The following is a 17316-nucleotide window of genomic DNA, read 5'->3' as shown; positions in this document are numbered from 1 at the left end:
CCCCGGCCCTGATCTATCGTTCCATGCTTACTTTTTTAGCCCATCCATCTCTGACCCTATCCGCATTTCCCGCGCTTTTTTAATATGACCCGTGCATCTGCCCGTTATGAGAATCAGGAAAAAAATGAGAGCACGCAAAAAAGCGGATTTCCCGAATGCCAGGAAACCCGCTTCTGCTATTTTAGTAGACCGGCCGCACGATTACGCGACCTTTTTCTTTTGCCGGCTGTAGATATCGACCCACACCGCAAGCACAAGAATCAACCCTTTGACGATGTACTGCCAGAACGAATCGAGATTCATGATGCTCATGCCATTGTCGAGGCTGGCCATGACCAGCGCTCCGATGATCGCTCCGGGAATCGTGCCGGCGCCGCCGACAAGACTGGTGCCGCCGATGACACACGCCGCAATCGCATCCAACTCCATATTTACCCCGCTCGTGCCGGTAGCTGCATTAAGCCTTGCCGTCAAAATAATGCCGGCTATTGCAGCGAGCGTATTGCACAACACAAACACAAGCAGCAGCCTGCGCTTGATGTTGATGCCGGACAAGCTGGACGCTTCCGCATTACCGCCGATGGCATACACCTGGCGGCCGAATACGGTGTTTTTGGAAATAAAGGTAAAAATAACGGCGAGTAAAATAACAATCACAAAAGGCACCGGGATACCCTGGTACTGATTCATCAGCAGCACAAAACCGATAATCAGCACGCCGTAAAACAAACATTTTATAATGCTCGCGCTTGCAGACGGAGCTTCAAAGCCGTATTTGATCCGGGAAGCCCGCTTGCGGAATACGATAAATATCGTCACGGCAAAAGCGATAACGGCAAGCAGCAGCCCCACATTGGCGCCGACATACGCCTGGCCGATTTTGCGGAACTCCGGGGACATCGGGGCTATCGTTTTACTGCCGCTAATCATCAGCAGCACCCCGCGATACACAAGCATGCCGCCTAATGTGACAATAAAAGCGGGAACGGCCCGGTAAGCAACCCACCACCCTTGGATAAGACCAACCAACGCGCCCAAAGCGACGGTCACGATCACCACCGGTACCGTATCCCAGCCATGCCAGACGTTGAGAATCGCCGCCACTCCCCCGGTCATCCCGACAAGCGAGCCGATGGACAAATCGATTTGTCCCGCCACGATGACCAGTACCATGCCGATCGCCAGCACCGCCGTCACCGACATTTGCAGGAACAGGTTGGACAAATTACGCGGCGTCAGGAAAGAATCGTTTAATAAAGTAAACAACAGCCAGATGAAAATTAAAGCGCCAATCATCGTAAAAGCCCGCACGTCCAGCTGAAACAACTTGCGTTTTGTTTCGGACATGCTGGTGACCGTCTCCGTGCCAACATCTGCGCTCATTTATTTGCCCCCCGTCGCCGCATGCATAATTTTTTCCTGCGTCGCTTCCTCACGCTGGAAATGGGCGGTAAATCTGCCCTCGCACAGCACCATGATCCGGTGGCTCATGCCCATCACCTCGGGAAGCTCCGATGAAATCATAATAATGGCTACGCCTTCGCGCACCAGTTGATTGATAATATTGTAAATTTCAAATTTGGCCCCCACGTCGATCCCACGGGTCGGCTCATCCAAAATAAGCACTTTCGGTTTCGTCATCAGCCACTTGCCCAGCACGACCTTCTGCTGGTTGCCGCCGCTTAACGTGCCCACCACCGTTTCCACCGAGTTGGCTTTGATCCGAAGCGATTGCTGGTAGGCTTTGGCGCTGTGGATTTCTTTGTTTTCGTTAATGACGCCCCAATCGGATACGGCTTTAAGGCTGGCGATACTCGTATTTTTGCGAATGTCCATATTCAGCACAAGTCCCAGCTTCTTGCGGTCCTCGGATACAAGGCCCATGCCGGCGCGAATGGCGTCCTGCGGGCTTCTGATATTCACCGTTTTGCCGGAGACGGCCACCTTCCCTTGCATAACCCCGCCATAAGCGCCAAACAACCCCATCATCAGCTCGGTGCGGCCAGCTCCCATCAAACCGGAGATGCCGAGAATTTCCCCTTGCCGCACCTCAAACGATACGTTGTCGATCACCTTGCGGTTCATTCCTTGCGACCATAACGAAAAGTTCTGCACCGACAACGCCACCTCCCCAGGGCTGGAAGGCACATACGGAAACAGCTCTTTCAGCTCGCGTCCGACCATATACGAGATCACTTTATTTTCGCTCAATTGCGCGGTTGGTTCGGTTGTAATCGTATGTCCGTCGCGCAAAATGGTGATGGTATCGCAAACGTCGAACACTTCGTTTAACTTGTGGGAAATGTAGATGCACGTTACGCCGCGTTTCTTGAATTCCCGCAATATATTAAGCAGGATCGCCACTTCCTGCTCGGTCAAAGCCGCCGTCGGCTCATCAAGAATGAGGATCTTGGCGTTCTTCGAAAGCGCCTTGGCAATTTCCACAAGCTGCTGCTGCCCGATGCCGAGATGGCCCGTAATTTGCTCCGCCCGAATCCCTTTCAACCCGACTTCATTCAGCCATTTCTCTGTCTCCTGGTAAACCCGGTTCCACTGCATTATGCCGTATTTCGCCCGCTCGTTGCCGAGAAACAAATTTTCGCCGACCGACAGCCCCTTAACCAGAGCCAACTCCTGATAAATGATAGCAATACCCGCCTGCTCGGCTTCGCGCACGTTATGAAAAGATACCTCTTTGCCGTCGATCCAAATTTGCCCTTCATACGTTCCCTTAGGGTAAAGCCCGCTCAGCACCTTCATCAGCGTCGATTTGCCGGCTCCGTTCTCGCCGCAAAGCGCGTGAACCTGACCTCTCTTCACTTGAAAGGTAACGTCGTTTAACGCCCTTACCCCTGGAAACTGCTTGGTAATGCCGCGCATTTCCAAAGCGATCTCCGACATCCGCTTCTCTCCTTTCCTTTCGATGAGTATGCGGTTCCGACCGTCAATTAAAATCGTGTCCCCCAAAAAAATGAACAACGGTCGGGACACGATTTTAAAAACGGACGCTGCGCTTCTTCACCCCATACTCATCTTTCTTATAATAAATAAGTTCCGTATCTAAAAAAGCGGAGCGGCCTATGTCCGCCCCGCCTGCTTTGCTTTATTTTTTCACGTTTTTGTACACGTCTTCTTTCTTCTGGAAACCGTCGGCGATAACGGTGCTGTCGATGTTGTCCTTCGTCACGGCGATGGGTTCAAGCAAAATCGACGGTACGTCCTTTTTCTTGTTGTTGATTTTTTTGTCGGCGCCGGGGTCTTCGCCTTTCGCCATTTTCACGGCCACTTCGGCGGCTTTGGTCGCAAGGCTTTTAATCGGCTTGTAAACCGTCATCGTCTGCGTGCCTTCCACGATCCGCTGTGTGGCCGCAAGTTCGGCGTCCTGCCCGGAAACCGGGATTTTGCCGGCCAGCCCCTGCGCGGTCAACGCTTGAATGACTCCGCCGGCGGTTCCGTCGTTTGCCGCTACAACGGCGTCGATTTTATTGTTGTTGGCGGTCAGCGCGTTCTCCATGTTGGACAACGCCGCAGCCGGGCTCCAATCTTTGGACCATTGGTTGTATACAATTTGAATGTCGCCGCTTTTGACCAGCGGGTTCAAAATGTTCATCTGGCCTTGCTGGAACAAATGCGCATTGTTGTCGGTTTCCGAGCCTTCGATCAATACATATTTGCCTTTCGGCGCTTTGGCCGTGATCGCTTTCGCCTGCAGCTCGCCGACTTTCTCGTTATCAAATGACAAATAAATGTCCAGATCGGAGTTCGTAATCAACCGGTCATACGAAAGTACCTTAATGCCGGCGGCATGCGCTTTTTCTACAATCGCCGCAGACGCGTCGGCATTATGCGGAATGACAACAAGCACGTTGACGCCTTGGCTGATCAGGTTTTCGGCTTGCGAGATCTGCTTGGCGTCATCGCTGTTGGCCGCCTGAACATTGACCTCGGCGCCCAGCTTTTTGGCCGCTTCGATGAACAGGTCGCGGTCCTTCTGCCAGCGTTCTTCCTGAAGTGTATCCATGGACAAGCCAATCACGATTTTGCCGTCTTTGGCAGGCGCCGCAGGAGCCTTCGCCGGAGAAGAACTATCGGTTTTCGCCGCCGGCGCCGCTCCCGAAGAACCGGTTTGGCCTGTCGAGCAAGCTGTGAGCGATGCTGCGAAAAGCATCGCCATGACGGCGACTCCGCTTTTTTTGAACCATTTTTGCATACTGCAACCCTCTCCTTAATCGATTTGGTATATTGAAACCCCTTACAAACCGAATATACCACGCCCCAAATCGGAGCCGGGCTGCGATCGTCTTCATTTTTTTGCTATCGCCAGCATTATTTTATCGTTCTGGTTACCAGGTCCTTCCTGTAGTCACTAGGTGAAAGACCTGTCGACTTCTTAAACACGCGGCTGAAATAATTCGGATCCTTGTAGCCGACCTCGTATGCAATTTCTTTTAAGCTTTTGCCGGCATCGGACAGCAGCCGCTTCGCATGCTCCATCCGGCACTCGGTCAAATAATCGATATAGTTGGCGCCGATCTGCTCCTTGAACATTTTGCTCACGTAAAAAGGGCTCAGCTGCACATGCTCCGCCACCGCCTCCAGCGAAATGTCCTCATGCGCATGCTCGCGGATATACATCTTGATGCGCTGCATTGTATCGGGAGCAAGCCGCTGCTTGGCCTCCAGAAACGCCTTGGCCAGCGCCTGTACGCGGACGGCGGCCAGCGCCTTCAATTGCGGATAAGCTGCGGATTGCCCGATCGCCCCTTGCGGCTCCGCCTGTATGCCCAGCTCCAGCATAAACCTGGAGAGGACAAACAGCAGCTCGTGCACCTTGATCTGCGCATCCGCGATATCCGCTTTAGCCGTTTCATATTGATGGATAAGCTGCAGCAGCTCGTGTTCGACGTTCAGCCAATTGCCCCGCCGTGCTTCTTCAATCAGCTGCTTTTCAATATTGGATATCATTAGCGGTTCGCTCTGCCGTTCTGCGGCTTCGTAGAAATGATGTTTGGCCGGCATCGCAAGATTAGCCGAAGCAAGCAGCGCCTCGTGATAGGAGCTTCTGACGTCGTCCAGCGAGCGGTACAACCCGCCGATCCCGATAAACAGCTTGTATTCAGCAAGCGTGAACGACAGCTGGAGAAGCCGCCGAACGATCGAGACAGCTTGCAGGCGGTAAGATTGCCCGGCATCCTTAAACACGACAACAGGTATTTGCCAAGCGGACATCGGGCCGATCCAGCCGCTTGTCGCCGCGCGGATTTGCGCTTTGATGATTTTATACAGTTCGCCGCTTCCCATCACCGACGCCCGGGTGACAACGGCGTCTGCTTCAGCCGGGGCGGCGTTGGATGAGAGAGCGGGAATGACATTCACCACGATGACGAAAAAAGAGCCGGGCGCATCGTCCGGAAGCAGTCTCAGCATCTCGCCAAGCAATAAATCGTGCACATGATCAAACAACAGCTGCGTAACGAGATCCGCTTCCACCACCGGCAGCAGATACTGCAGCTTCTCCCGTTCGGCCGCGTGCTGCTGAAACTCGGCGCGCTCCTGCTCGATGACGCCAACGACGTTTTGCAGCATGGAGACGATTTCCTGGATTTTGCACGGCTTGAGCAGATAATCCTTGACCCCGAGCTGCAGCGCTTGGCGCGCATAATCAAACGTATCGTAAGCGGTCACCATGACAAACTTGACTAACGGCTGACGCTCCAGTATCTGCCGGATCGCCTCTATGCCGCTGAGCCCGGGCATCTGGATGTCCATGAGAATCAAGTCGGGCTCAAGCTCATGCGCAAGCTGCACCGCTTCGCTGCCGTTCCCGGCCTCGCCGACGATACTTACGCCGGGAATGCCCCGTTCGATAATTTTTTTCAGCGCCGTTCTTTCAATTGCTTCATCGTCAACGATCATCACTTTGATCGGCATCGCTATCCCCTTCTTTCTCAGGAAATGTCAGCATGACACAGGTACCCTCACCCGGAACGCTGCGAATCGATACAATATCCGGAATTCCATAAAACAGGTCCAACCGATGGATCACGTTCCCGATGCCGATCCCGGTAGAATGACCGTGTCCAGTTGCCGGGCCCAACCCCCGCAAAATGGCGTCCAACTGCTCCGCATCCATTCCGCCGCCGTCATCGGCAATCTCCACCACCACGTTCCGCTTGTGCCGGTATGTGCGAATAGCAATGTGACCTCCACTCACGGAAGGTTCAATCGCATGGATGAAAGCGTTCTCCACAAACGGCTGCAATGTCAAGTTCGGGATCAGAATATCCAGGCACGACTCGTCGATGTCTTTGCTGATCTGCACCCGTTCGGCAAACCGCGCCTTCTGAATCGTCAAATATTCATCCAATATGCGCAGTTCGTCTCTCAGCGTAACCGGGCTGTCCAGCCGCTTCAGGTTGTAGCGCAGCAATCCCGACACCGAGCTGATCAGGTCGCTGGTTTCCTCCGCTCCTTCCAGGTACGCTTTTTTCGCCAAAATGTTCAGCGTATTAAACAGGAAGTGCGGGTTGATCTGGCTTTGCAGGCTTTTCAGCTCGTTTTCCTTCAATCTCAGCTTATGCTCCTGCAAATCGTTCTCCAACTGCGCGTTATATTGGATTTCCTGAATCGAATGCTGGATGTTCAACCGCATCTGATTAAACATTTTGGCCAAAAATGAAATTTCGTCGTTTGTTTTGATATCAATCGGATCGTTGTAGTTGCCCATGGCGATTTTCCGCGCCGCCACCGAAAGCGACAGGATCGGCTTGGTGATGCCGCCGGCAATCCGGTAAGAAAACAGCAGCAATATGCAGGAGGCCATCCCCAGCAGCCAAAAACCCATCTTTTGCAAATCCCGGCTGCGCTGAATGATCGACTCGTAAAACGTATTGTACGTTTTCAGCTCCGTGCTGAGCAGCGAAAGCGTCGCTTCGGCTATGTATTTGGAGATATTTGTCGCCTCGTCGAAATGCACCTGCGCCGCTTCGCGGTCGCTCATCCGCATGCTCGCCACCGTCAGTTCCATCGCTTCAATCTGGCTGCCGATCATGTTGCCGTAGTTGACAAGCGCCACCTCGTTGTTCGGGTTGGTCAACGAGCCGAGACCGGCTTCAGCTTCCAGCAGCTGCTGGCGCAATTTACTGTACGCTTCGAATTGATGTTCCTGATGTTCATCCATAAAACGGTTGATAACCGTAACCGAATTGGCGCTGAGCTGCGAAATTTCGTTCATAAAGATGTATCTTTGCAAAATCGTATTGTATGCTTCCACCGTTTGCTGATTGTAAATGCTCAAAAGCAGCCAGACTCCGGCCATAACAATCCACGTGCTAAGCGACAGCCAAATCATTTTTTGCCGTATCGTATTCATGGGCGATCCGTTCCTTCATAAAGGCTGACCTGCGTAAAAACTTCCCTGGGCAGCGGCAAGCTGACGTTTTGCTGCCATTGGCGGATCAGAATCAAGCTTTTTTCGCCGATGGAGGTGTTATCGTTAGACAGCGTCGCCGTCATCCGGCGGGCGTCTACCATCCTGCGCAGCTCCAGCGTATCGTCGAATGCATATACGCTTTCATGGTCGCCGCGACCGCGGCCGTTCAGCGCCTGTACGATGCCGATCCCCGCCTCTTCGTTCAGACCGGCGAATACGCGGAGATCCGGGTAGCGGTTCAGCACCGTGCTGGCCAGCTGCTTGGCGCTGCCCTGCTCGCTGTCGCCGCCCTCCTCCACAAGCAGCTTGATCGCCGGATATGCGGCCAGCGCTTCTTTTACGCCCTGCAGCCGCAGTTCCTCCATCCGCGTCAGCTTTCGGCCCGATATGATACAAGCCATTCCGCTGCCCTGCAGCTTGCCGGCAATTTGAAAGCCGATCAGCGCGCCTTCGATCCGGTGATCCGGACCGACATACGATTTCCTGAGACTGTCCGGGGCGTCGACCCCAACGGTGATGACGGGAATGCCTCTGCCCGTCGCCTTCTGCACCTTATCTACAAACTCCGGGCCGTCCATCGCCTGAACTACGATGCCGTCCACCTTGGAAGCAATCGCAATGTCCATATATTTAAGCAGCTCGATCAAGTTGGCATGATAGGTCCCCCAGAGGGATACCTCCATGTTGTTTTCTTTGGCAAACCGCGAAAACCCGATTTGAAGCGCTTTCGTAAAAGGGCTCTCCAACTCCTGCGCGATCATGACCACACGGATTTTCCGTTCGGAAGCCGGAGCGACAGCGGCTTGCTCGATCCCCGCGCTTTGATAAATCCGGTACGCGTAGAAACCGCTGAACAACAGCGTAACAACGCAGCAGACGGATACGGTAAGGATAAACAATATTCTCATAAGATGGCTCTCTTTCGCCGCAGGCTGAATGCAATGGTTTTCAAATTATACCATTTATTAGGTTTTTTGCGCCAATAAAAAAAGTGTGAACCTTAAGTTCCACACTTTTTTATGCCGGATATTATTGTCCAAACGCACTACTTAATGGATACACCCAAGCTTGATGCATTGCCCTTCAGCATATCCACCAAATTTTTTTGCGCCGGATCGGGATAATTGCGAATTTCGACTCTCGGCGCTTTGGCCAAATCGGCAATGCTTTGACCTTGCGGCATATGTAAATTATCTGCGATCAGGTCCGGCTTGAGGGCAGCCAGCTCGGCCGTCTTGGCCGGCGTCAGTTCATCCGGACCGTATTCCGCGATCACCTCATAACCCATCCATTTCACGACCGACGTAACAAATTTTTGGCTGATCACCTTTTTGCCTTTTGTATTTTGCTTTTTGGCCGCTTCTTCAATCGCCGCCGTCGCTTTCGTAAACTCAGCCTCCCATGCCTTTTCCTGCGCCTGCGTTCCCCATTTCTCCGCCAAACCGCGTGCCGCTTCGATGATGCTTGCCGGCGTGCTTTCGACATTCACGGTAATTAGCCGCTCCTTGGGCACTTTCGTCGCTTCGATCAGCTTGGTCATAAACGGCTCGTAACCCGCATATACAAGCGCGGCGTCCTTTACTTTAGCCACATCGCTCGGACGAAAGTCGTATTCGGGCGGATGCTTCAGCTCGGCCGGGGCGATAAAAGTGACGTCTTTGGCTCCGGCGGCCTGAGCCAAATAAGCCATCAGACTTGTCGATGCGACCACCTGTATGGCATCGGTCTTGCTGGACGGCTGCTGCGCTGTACTTTCCGGATTGCTTTGTTTAGCGCCCCCGCAGCCCGAAATCAAACACGAAATCCCAAGTGCGATTACTGCGGACGACATCATCCATTTGCTTTTCTTTATCATTATACATCCCCCTAACATAATTAGCGGCGAACCGTCAAAGTGGCCCCCAACAAAGCAACGCCAACCAAAGTGATTGTCGCGCCGGTCGGAAAATCGAAAACCATGGAAAGCAGCAGCCCTCCACATGTCGTTGCCGCTCCGAAGACGGAGGAGAGAATCAGCAGCTGCAGAAAGCTGCGGCCGATGCGCAATGCCGCCATGGCCGGCAGCAAAATGACGGCGTCGATCATGAAAGCCCCCACGATTTTCATCGCAAGCCCAATGCATAGGCCCGTTAAAAATTTGATCCCATATTTGATTTTTTCGACCGGAATGCCCAGCCATTCCGCCTGCTCGTGGTCATACAGCAAGAGCTGCAGCTCCCGGTAAAAGAAGACGTACACCAACAAAATTACAAGCGAAAGCCCCGCAATCGCGACAACGTCCACTTCCGTCAAGGTGAGAATGCTGCCGGCGAACATTCCGAACACGTCCATTGCGGGAATTCCAGCAATATAAAATAGGAGGAAAGCTGCGGCGATCGAACCTGTCATAAAAAATGCGCCGATCAATCCCGGCTCAAGGCGAAGGCGCCTTGACATCGGCCCCAGCAGCAGGGAGCAAACGACAATGCCGGCTGTCGCTCCCGCCAGCGAAGTACCGCCAAGCACCAGACCAACGGCTCCTCCGAAAAGCGCCATATGCATTAAGGCAAATCGGATGGTTGTCAGATTAAGCATCACAATCACGATGCCAAGCAAGGAAAACGTCGCACCTGCCAATACGGATACGAGAAGCGCTTTTTGAAAAACCGGCAGCTGCATGTAGTCGCTGATCGTCATTGCCCTGCCTCCGCTTTTTCCGCCAAAACGCCCGCTTCCAACAGCAGCACACGGTCCGCTACGGCCTGGGCATACTTGTGCTCATGTGTAATAATAAGCACCGACGTTTCAAATTGGCGCAGTTCCCCGATCAAGGAGGCCAGCATCTCCTGCGAATCGCGGTCAAGATAGGTTGTAGGTTCATCCAGAAGCAAAATTCGCGGTTCTCTCACTAGAGCTCTGGCGATATTCAGCCGTTGCTTCTGCCCGCCGGAGAGCGACCGGCAATCTTTATTTTTAAACGCTTCCAGGCCTACGACTTGCAGCATGCGGTCGGCAATGTCCTTATCGGCGCTTGACGGGCGGCGAAAATAAGCGTAAGAAGTTCCCCATCTTCCCAGCAGCACGGCTTCCGCCACGGAAATCGGGAACCTGCCCTGCCCGTGCGTCTGCGGCACGTAACCGATTTGCGATCTGGCCCATCGCCGGTCGCCCGTTCGTTCGATCGGGCGGCCCAAAATTTCAATTTTGCCCGATTGATAAGGAAGCAGCTGCATAATAGAACGAAACAACGTCGTTTTACCGGCTCCGTTTTCTCCAAGAATAGCGACCACTTCGCCGCTGAATGCGGTAAGCTTCAAGTTTCGCAGCACCTGGGAGTTTCCGTATCCCGCAGACCAGCCGTCCATTCGCAGCGCCGCTTTTTTATTTGGCATACCGGCCTTCCTTTCCTTGCCTTTCACAAAATCTTAACCATATATACAGTAGCACAATGCTTGAGAGGAAGTAATAACTCAAAGGGGCTATATCCAAGCCTTCCTTTCGGGGCGTAGCCCTTTTGAGCCATAGGTGCGGATTTGCGTGACATGCTATAATAAATTGCCGTTAGGCGCGTTAAACGTTTATATTCGCTGAAGGAGTGACGAAACCATATGAAAAATTGGCTGAAGCTGCATGGCTTTAAGCTGTCGGTTGTTATTTTGTTTGCCATTTTGGCCGGGAGCTTCTACAGCTGGTTCAAACAGATCAGCCCCGCGCTGCCGGTCGTGAAAACGGCGCCTGATTTTGCCTTGCAGGATATTTCGGGCAAGACGTTTCAATTCGGCGATACGAACGGCAAAGTCAGGCTTGTCGAATTTTTGTTTACAAGCTGTCCCGACATTTGCCCCATCACCATGTACAAAATGGTCCAGCTGCAAAATGAGCTAAAAAAAACAAAATCTATGGGGCGGCAAGGTTCATTTCATGTCCGTTACCTTCGACCCCGAGCATGATACGCCCGCGGTGTTCAAGCAATACGGAGACCGGATGGGGATCGATTACGGCGGCTGGAATTTGCTGACGGGGACGGAGAAGGAAACCGCCGACGTTTCCAAGAGCTTCGGCGTCATGGTGCAAAAAATGCAGGACGGCACATTCGTTCACAACGTCACTTCGCTTTTCCTTGTCGATCAGGCCGGAATAATACGTAAAGTGTTCCCAATGGGGGAGGACATGAATAACGAGGAGATTATAAAAATGATCAGGAGCTTGGCCGAATCAAAATGATCATTTGATGGTTCATAATGCCTCGTTGGGTCTAACCTGAATTCACAAAGAAGCCATTGTTTGTTCACCGGACCGACGCCTTTATAGCACTTCGGGGGCATGTTTTTTAAGCTTCCCAGCATTAAAATGATCGTATTGAATGCCCTGCGTCCATGTGGGCATCTGCGGAATCACGCTGCGAAATTTTAATGATGGAGAGGGTTGTTATGACATATCGTGCGCTTATTGCGGAAGATGAAGAGCGCATGCGGCGATTGCTGCGCATGTATTTGCAGGCCGATTCGGCAGCTGCCGATGAAGCGGACAACGGAGAAGATGCGTTAACGATGGCGCTCGCGCAAGATTACGATATCGTGCTGCTAGATTGGATGATGCCGGGCATCTCCGGGCTGGAAGTATGCCAGCTGCTGAAATGCATGAAGTCGACGCCGGTTATTCTGTTAACGGCGCATGGTGACGAAAGCTACCGGATCAAAGGCTTTGAGGCCGGCGCCGACGATTATGTTTCCAAGCCGTTCAGTCCCAGAGAGCTGATCTGCCGGATCCATGCCATATTAAAGCGAACCAAGACGGATTTGCGGCTTCCCGATTACAATTCAAGCGCGCACAAGATCATGTCTCCGTTTTCGCCCGTTTCGATCGAACACCACGCACGCCGCGTCATGGTCGAAGGCTCGGAAATATCGCTGACGCTAAAAGAATATGATTTGCTGCGTTTTCTCGCTATGAACGAAAGAAAAACGTTCAGCCGTGAGGAATTGTTTATAGAGGTATGGAAACACGAGCCTAGCGGCGATTACCGCACCGTCGATTCCCATATCAAGCGAATTCGCGAGAAAATGCACGCCGTTACTCCGGTTGCATCGCAAATGATAACGACGGTATGGGGAATCGGCTACAGATTCGATCCCCCGGCGCCAAACGACAGAGAGCAGCTTTCCCCGGAATATTTCCATTTTTGAAGTCCGTATTTTTTTTAAACCGCAATGCCGATTGCGGTCAGCTTTTTATCCAGCCTTTTTCATAAGCGTATCGCATGAGCTGAACCCGGTTGTCCAGATGAAGCTTATGAAGAATATTTTTCAAATGGTTTTTAACCGTATGCTCTGATATGGAAAGCTCCGCGGAAATTTCTTTATTTGATTTTCCTCTTGCCACGTATTCCAATAGTTCCTTTTCGCGCGAAGTGAGCGGAGATTGCTCGGGAACAGAGGTTTTTAGGGACGAGAATTCCTGCAGCAGCCTTACGGCAACCTCACGCGACATCGGGGCCTCATCGAACGCCACAGCCCGCAAATACTCGTGCCAGGAGGCGGGATGAAGATTTTTGAGCAGATATCCTTGCGCTCCTCGCTTGATTGCTTCAAACAAATGGGTAATATCGTCCGAAACCGTAACCATAATGATTTTCACATACGGAAACCTCATCTTAATCGTCTTGGCCGCCTCGAGCCCATCCATTTCAGGCATGGAAATATCCATTAGGATCAGATCGGGCATCCATTGCTCAGCCATTTGTACCGCTTGAAGCCCATTTGCGGCCTCGCCGATTATTTCAAAGCAGTCGTCCGCCAAAATAATTTCTTTCATAGCCTCGCGCGCATGCGCATGATCGTCTGCAAGCAAAATACGTATGGGAGCTTGAATCACGGATTGTCCTCTTTTCCGAATTATAGGTTATGGTTGTACCTTCCCCATCAGCGATTCGATTTGCCGGACATCGGTAAATTCTCCCGCCGCCGCTTGCACGACAATACCTTGCGAATTTACGACAAAGGTCGCGGGGAGACCGTTCACTTTATATAGATTGGCCGCATCTCCGCTCGGATCGGTCAGGACGGTAAAACTCAAGCCGTGTGCCTTGATAAACTCCGCAATGGTGCCCTTGCTCTCACCGACATTGACGGCAATGACGTCGACTCCGGGTATGCCGGCTTCATATGCCTGCTGCAGAAGAGGCATCTCTTTGACGCAAGGGCCGCACCATGAACCCCAAAAATTAAGAATAACGCCCTTCCCTCTGAAATCCGACAATTTGACCGGCCGGCCATTCAGATCGGCTAATTCAAAATCCGGAGCTTGGGCGCCGATAACAAGACGCGACGCAACCGCATGCCCCGAAGCGGACTGTACGACGGCATAAATCAGCGCCAGCGCTGCAAGCCCGCATAAGGTCAGAAACACTTCTCTGCGCTTAAAAAAGCTCATGAGAATTTCCCTCCTGCAACCCCGCCGCATCGGCTTGAAATCCGAACAACCGATGAAACGCTTGTTGTAGCCCTTGATCGCCGTACCGTTCCCGGAATACGGACACTGTTCCTTCTTCGACAATGCGGCCCTGCTTGAGAAATACGACTTGATCGGCAATCGCCTCAGCCACCTGCAGTTGATGCGTGGAGAATATAATTGCGTGCCCTTCCCGCTTAGCCATCAGCACAAGCTTGGCAAACGACTCCATCCAATACGGGTCCAGACCGTTTGTCGGCTCGTCCATAACCAGCAGCCGCGGTTTGGATAGCAGCGCTTGGGCGAACAGCAGCCGCTGGCGCATCCCTTTGGAAAAAGAAGAGACGGCTTTCGAGCGAACGTCATGCAGACCGACGAGCCGTAATGTCTCGTCTACTCTCATCTTTGACACTTTCCGCAAGGAAGCCCAGAACGACAGCGTTTCTTCCGCCGACAATCCATGTCCGAACAAATAATCGTCGGGCATGTATCCGATGCTGCCCGCATAGCCGCGCCGGTCTTTTTTCCACTGCAATCCGCCTACTTCAATGGTGCCGCCGGTAGGCTGAGCAATGCCGACGATCATCCGCAGCATCGTGCTTTTCCCAGCCCCGTTTCCTCCGCACAAAGCAAGCACCTGGCCCTCTCGGACTTCCATACTGACGGAATGAATAATTTTCTGTTTGGCGATGTGTTTGTCTACTTCATGAACTGCCAATACGACTTCACCCACGGTAACGCCCCCTCTCCCAACTCCACCGGGCAAATCCGACAGCCGCTCCGATCCACAGCAGGCAAATCGCAATAAATCCCCAAGTACCTGACGAGCTGCCGATCCACTTAATCCATTCGTAATATTCCGGCCCTAATGCCGAGCCGCCGCCCAGCTTGACGACGACAAACAAGCGCACCAGCTCGGCCGGATTGCATAAAGTGAAAGCGACCAAAACAGGCTTGACCCACAAATACGGCAGCAAGCCAAGGAAAGCGATGAACAGCGTCGGCCAGCCGATAATCGCAAAAAACCAGACGGCCACGCCATAGGTCAGCGCCTGCCAGCGATTGCCGGCCACAGTGCCGATCCACAACGCAATGGCAAGAAACAATAAGACGAGTCCGCCCGAAAAAACAAAAATCATGACAAACGTGTTCAGCTCAAGGCTGCTCCCCGCGGCAATTCCGATTAGGCTTGAAATACCGTAGCCAAAAGAAATGACCGTCAGCAGCACAGCGGTCAGACCCGCGTATTTACCCGTTATATACGACAACGTACTGACCGGATACGTGGACAGCAATTGCCAGCTGCCCTCCTCCTTCTCGGAGGTCAGCGAGAAAGAGCCGATCAGCAGCGTCATTAGGGGCAGCAAATATAATATAAGATTCAGCATGTTGGAGGTGGCGCTGGAGTATCCGGACGTGAAATTTTGCGCGTTGATGAGCTGCAGCGACAAACTGAACAAGGTGAAAAGAGCCATAAAGGAATACGCCCACGGGTTTCTAAAGCCTATTTTCACCTCACGGAGGGCAATGTGCCAAGTATTCATTTGGCATGCATTCCTTTGTCGTCTCCACCCATCTGCATGTTATGGTTCATTTCGGAATGCGCTTGATCCGCGTGATTTCCTCCCATATCCATCATGCCTTTGGTACGCTCCCAGGTATGGTTTTTAAGCTCGGCCGCCGTCATCAGCTTGCCTTTTTTCTGCTCATCGGTAAACTTCTGAGCGTCTTGCTTGCTTTTGAACGAATAAATCCCGTAAGCCATCGGCGTTTTGAATGAAGAATCAAACACATAAGCGGCGGTTTCATAAGGAATCCATTCCTTACTGTTGTAGTCGCGGACAAATTGAGCGCCTACCTGCTCCAAGCCGTTTTTGCCGGTCCACTCATTCATACAACCGATATCGTCAAACTTGTAAGTTTTGCCGTCCTTGGTCGTCAGCTGAACGGCAAAGGCGTCATCCTTGACCTGCATGTTGCAGATAGCGCATTTGTCAGTATCTTCATTAATCGGCACAGCCGCATATTTTGGCGTTCCGCATGCGGATAATAAGGTGAAAATAAGGGTCATCATAAAGGCAACTACAATATATTTTTTCATTTTCTTCTTACCCCCAAATAAATAATGGTTGTTATTGAACTAACGGTCAAAAGCAGCGCAGCGCACAGCATCGTAAGCGTCTCTTGGGTCCGGGCGGCCGAGGGCTTGTCTCCGGATCTCATCAGCGGTGTCTTATCAACTGTCCACTCCTCTTTCCCCGCCGTAAACATGCTCTCCAGAAACAGCATCCCGGGGGAATGGAAAAACAGCTGATACGCCGGTGTTGCTGACGTCAATTTTTGAAAAAACGGATTCATCGCATAAGCTGTGTTGCTGACGCCGTCGCCGTCCGTATCGATCCCTTGAAATGAATCCCATATATTAGAAATAAATAGATTGGCAGAGCTTTCGCTTGCTTCGGATTCAATCACATTGCCTGTAAACCGGTTCTCTTGAAACCGATTCCCCTCGGATTCCAGCAGCTGGATACCGACAAAATTTTGCAATACCTCATTATGCCGAATTTCATTCCGCTGGGACTGCTCAATATAAAAGCCGACCCGATTGCCTTCCACTTTGTTGTCTTCAATCAAGGAGGTTTGGACGTCGAACAGCAGCAAACCTTGCGAATTGACGTTTTCGCTCTGCTTGGTAAATGTATTGCCCGACACTATCGCATCCTTCACGCCCATTACCATTGCGCCGGTCACGTTAAACGAACCGATGTTGCCGCGAACGATTGTTCCGTCCGTATACATGCAGTGCACGCCGTAGCGCGAATGATCGATCCGGTTGTTTTCAACCGTATTACGGTGGCTGTTCTCGAGATAAATCCCGTCGTTCATCGTTGAGATCGAATTGCCGTAAATCCGGTTGTCGTGTGAATTAAACAAATCGATCCCGTTTCGCTTATCGGAAAGCTTCGCCTGATTTGCTTTAGCCGGGGAGGCTTGCCAGCGGATGACGGAATTCACGATCTCGTTGTGTCCGCTGTCACGCAGCATAATGCCGAAAGAACGGGTATCGATACGAAGCGAATCGATCACCGTGCGTTCCGCCGTAATAAGCACGGCGGCCGTTTCGGCTTTGGACATTTGGCTGATCTGCAGATTCTCAAGCCGGACGCCCGACGCTTCAATCGCGATAACCGGCTTATCGCTTCCGCCTCCGGAAATCCGCACATCGCTTGTTCCGCGAATGGTCAACGGCTTTCTTATGGCCGCTGTTCCTTCATACTCCCCTTCGGGGAGCACCAGCGTGCCTCCAGCCGGTGTCCCGTCGATCAACTGCTGGAGCGAGCGTCCATGGCCCGCTTCCCCCGCGTCAGCCCGGATATCCCACGGTTCGGCAAACAGCGCGGTCGCTGCAGCAATAACGATAATCACAGCGCTCCGCCATAAATTCAAGCGGTCTA

The 17316-nt window shown here is 52.3% G+C and carries 18 protein-coding genes; 3 read left to right on the top strand and 15 right to left on the bottom strand.

Annotated features, from left to right (window positions below):
- Window positions 1-201: 201 nt before the first annotated feature.
- From EYB31_RS03225 to EYB31_RS03185, 9 genes are all read right to left on the bottom strand, one after another.
- The gene (locus EYB31_RS03225) at window positions 202-1383 is read right to left on the bottom strand and encodes a sugar ABC transporter permease (RefSeq protein WP_131011830.1); all 1182 of its coding nucleotides are present in this window, start codon (window positions 1381-1383) and stop codon (window positions 202-204) included.
- On the bottom strand, window positions 1384-2901 hold the full coding sequence (locus EYB31_RS03220) for a xylose ABC transporter ATP-binding protein (RefSeq protein WP_131011829.1): 1518 nt from the start codon (window positions 2899-2901) through the stop codon (window positions 1384-1386).
- Between the two features lie 202 nt (window positions 2902-3103).
- On the bottom strand, window positions 3104-4210 hold the full coding sequence (gene xylF / locus EYB31_RS03215; RefSeq protein WP_131011828.1) for a D-xylose ABC transporter substrate-binding protein: 1107 nt from the start codon (window positions 4208-4210) through the stop codon (window positions 3104-3106).
- Window positions 4211-4326: 116 nt separating this feature from the next.
- Window positions 4327-5931 (bottom strand): response regulator, encoded by a 1605-nt coding sequence (locus EYB31_RS03210; RefSeq protein WP_131011827.1) that lies wholly within the window; start codon window positions 5929-5931, stop codon window positions 4327-4329.
- Entirely contained in the window at window positions 5906-7372 is a 1467-nt protein-coding gene (locus tag EYB31_RS03205) for a sensor histidine kinase (RefSeq protein WP_131011826.1), read from the bottom strand. The genes EYB31_RS03210 and EYB31_RS03205 overlap by 26 nt, the downstream gene beginning before the upstream one ends.
- A complete protein-coding gene (locus EYB31_RS03200) occupies window positions 7369-8340 on the bottom strand; it encodes a sugar ABC transporter substrate-binding protein (protein ID WP_131011825.1) in 972 nt (323 codons plus the stop codon). The genes EYB31_RS03205 and EYB31_RS03200 overlap by 4 nt, the downstream gene beginning before the upstream one ends.
- Before the next feature lie 137 nt (window positions 8341-8477).
- Entirely contained in the window at window positions 8478-9287 is an 810-nt protein-coding gene (locus EYB31_RS03195; protein ID WP_131011824.1) for a metal ABC transporter substrate-binding protein, read from the bottom strand.
- Between the two features lie 20 nt (window positions 9288-9307).
- Window positions 9308-10108, bottom strand: a complete 801-nt coding sequence (locus tag EYB31_RS03190) for a metal ABC transporter permease (protein ID WP_131011823.1) — start codon at window positions 10106-10108, stop codon at window positions 9308-9310.
- Window positions 10105-10803 carry a metal ABC transporter ATP-binding protein gene (locus EYB31_RS03185; RefSeq protein ID WP_131011822.1) on the bottom strand — a complete coding sequence of 233 codons (699 nt, stop codon included), beginning with the start codon at window positions 10801-10803 and terminating at the stop codon, window positions 10105-10107. Before EYB31_RS03185 ends, EYB31_RS03190 begins: the two co-directional genes overlap by 4 nt.
- Window positions 10804-11019: 216 nt before the next feature.
- Between EYB31_RS03185 and EYB31_RS41220 the strand changes: the two genes are divergently transcribed.
- The 3 genes from EYB31_RS41220 (at window position 11020) to EYB31_RS03170 (ending at window position 12597) form a co-directional block, all read left to right on the top strand.
- Window positions 11020-11361 carry an SCO family protein gene (locus tag EYB31_RS41220; protein WP_131011821.1) on the top strand — a complete coding sequence of 114 codons (342 nt, stop codon included), beginning with the start codon at window positions 11020-11022 and terminating at the stop codon, window positions 11359-11361.
- On the top strand, window positions 11333-11635 hold the full coding sequence (locus tag EYB31_RS41215) for an SCO family protein (RefSeq protein WP_131011820.1): 303 nt from the start codon (window positions 11333-11335) through the stop codon (window positions 11633-11635). Before EYB31_RS41220 ends, EYB31_RS41215 begins: the two co-directional genes overlap by 29 nt.
- Before the next feature lie 206 nt (window positions 11636-11841).
- Window positions 11842-12597, top strand: a complete 756-nt coding sequence (locus tag EYB31_RS03170; protein ID WP_420819417.1) for a response regulator transcription factor — start codon at window positions 11842-11844, stop codon at window positions 12595-12597.
- 37 nt (window positions 12598-12634) lie between these two features.
- Here EYB31_RS03170 and EYB31_RS03165 read toward each other — a convergent pair whose 3' ends face one another.
- The 6 genes from EYB31_RS03165 to EYB31_RS03140 are packed head-to-tail and all read right to left on the bottom strand — an operon-like array spanning window position 12635 to window position 17308.
- Window positions 12635-13282 (bottom strand): response regulator, encoded by a 648-nt coding sequence (locus EYB31_RS03165; RefSeq protein ID WP_170318210.1) that lies wholly within the window; start codon window positions 13280-13282, stop codon window positions 12635-12637.
- Window positions 13283-13312: 30 nt separating this feature from the next.
- On the bottom strand, window positions 13313-13843 hold the full coding sequence (locus EYB31_RS03160; RefSeq protein WP_165452181.1) for a redoxin domain-containing protein: 531 nt from the start codon (window positions 13841-13843) through the stop codon (window positions 13313-13315).
- Entirely contained in the window at window positions 13830-14594 is a 765-nt protein-coding gene (locus EYB31_RS03155) for an ABC transporter ATP-binding protein (protein WP_131011817.1), read from the bottom strand. Before EYB31_RS03155 ends, EYB31_RS03160 begins: the two co-directional genes overlap by 14 nt.
- Window positions 14587-15405: an ABC transporter permease gene (locus tag EYB31_RS03150; RefSeq protein WP_131011816.1), complete on the bottom strand. Its 819-nt coding sequence runs from the start codon at window positions 15403-15405 to the stop codon at window positions 14587-14589. The genes EYB31_RS03155 and EYB31_RS03150 overlap by 8 nt, the downstream gene beginning before the upstream one ends.
- Complete coding sequence (locus EYB31_RS03145; protein ID WP_131011815.1) at window positions 15402-15962, bottom strand: nitrous oxide reductase accessory protein NosL; 561 nt, start codon at window positions 15960-15962, stop codon at window positions 15402-15404. Before EYB31_RS03145 ends, EYB31_RS03150 begins: the two co-directional genes overlap by 4 nt.
- On the bottom strand, window positions 15959-17308 hold the full coding sequence (locus EYB31_RS03140; RefSeq protein WP_165452179.1) for a right-handed parallel beta-helix repeat-containing protein: 1350 nt from the start codon (window positions 17306-17308) through the stop codon (window positions 15959-15961). Before EYB31_RS03140 ends, EYB31_RS03145 begins: the two co-directional genes overlap by 4 nt.
- Between the last annotated feature and the right edge of the window lie 8 nt (window positions 17309-17316).

The sequence above is a fragment of the Paenibacillus thalictri genome (assembly GCF_004307995.1).
GTDB lineage: Bacteria > Bacillota > Bacilli > Paenibacillales > NBRC-103111 > Paenibacillus_AF > Paenibacillus_AF thalictri.
This window is presented reverse-complemented; position numbering and strand designations above follow the sequence as displayed.

Coding starts and splice junctions, on each gene's coding strand:
- EYB31_RS03195 (WP_131011824.1), bottom strand. CDS start 9,287: ATGATAAAGAAAAGCAAATGGATGATGTCGTCCGCAGTAATCGCACTT.
- EYB31_RS03160 (WP_165452181.1), bottom strand. CDS start 13,843: ATGAGCTTTTTTAAGCGCAGAGAAGTGTTTCTGACCTTATGCGGGCTT.
- EYB31_RS03220 (WP_131011829.1), bottom strand. CDS start 2,901: ATGTCGGAGATCGCTTTGGAAATGCGCGGCATTACCAAGCAGTTTCCA.
- EYB31_RS03145 (WP_131011815.1), bottom strand. CDS start 15,962: ATGAAAAAATATATTGTAGTTGCCTTTATGATGACCCTTATTTTCACC.
- EYB31_RS03185 (WP_131011822.1), bottom strand. CDS start 10,803: ATGCCAAATAAAAAAGCGGCGCTGCGAATGGACGGCTGGTCTGCGGGA.
- EYB31_RS03190 (WP_131011823.1), bottom strand. CDS start 10,108: ATGACGATCAGCGACTACATGCAGCTGCCGGTTTTTCAAAAAGCGCTT.
- EYB31_RS03150 (WP_131011816.1), bottom strand. CDS start 15,405: ATGAATACTTGGCACATTGCCCTCCGTGAGGTGAAAATAGGCTTTAGA.
- xylF (WP_131011828.1), bottom strand. CDS start 4,210: ATGCAAAAATGGTTCAAAAAAAGCGGAGTCGCCGTCATGGCGATGCTT.
- EYB31_RS03200 (WP_131011825.1), bottom strand. CDS start 8,340: ATGAGAATATTGTTTATCCTTACCGTATCCGTCTGCTGCGTTGTTACG.
- EYB31_RS41220 (WP_131011821.1), top strand. CDS start 11,020: ATGAAAAATTGGCTGAAGCTGCATGGCTTTAAGCTGTCGGTTGTTATT.
- EYB31_RS03225 (WP_131011830.1), bottom strand. CDS start 1,383: ATGAGCGCAGATGTTGGCACGGAGACGGTCACCAGCATGTCCGAAACA.
- EYB31_RS03205 (WP_131011826.1), bottom strand. CDS start 7,372: ATGAATACGATACGGCAAAAAATGATTTGGCTGTCGCTTAGCACGTGG.
- EYB31_RS41215 (WP_131011820.1), top strand. CDS start 11,333: ATGTCCGTTACCTTCGACCCCGAGCATGATACGCCCGCGGTGTTCAAG.
- EYB31_RS03210 (WP_131011827.1), bottom strand. CDS start 5,931: ATGCCGATCAAAGTGATGATCGTTGACGATGAAGCAATTGAAAGAACG.
- EYB31_RS03170 (WP_420819417.1), top strand. CDS start 11,842: ATGACATATCGTGCGCTTATTGCGGAAGATGAAGAGCGCATGCGGCGA.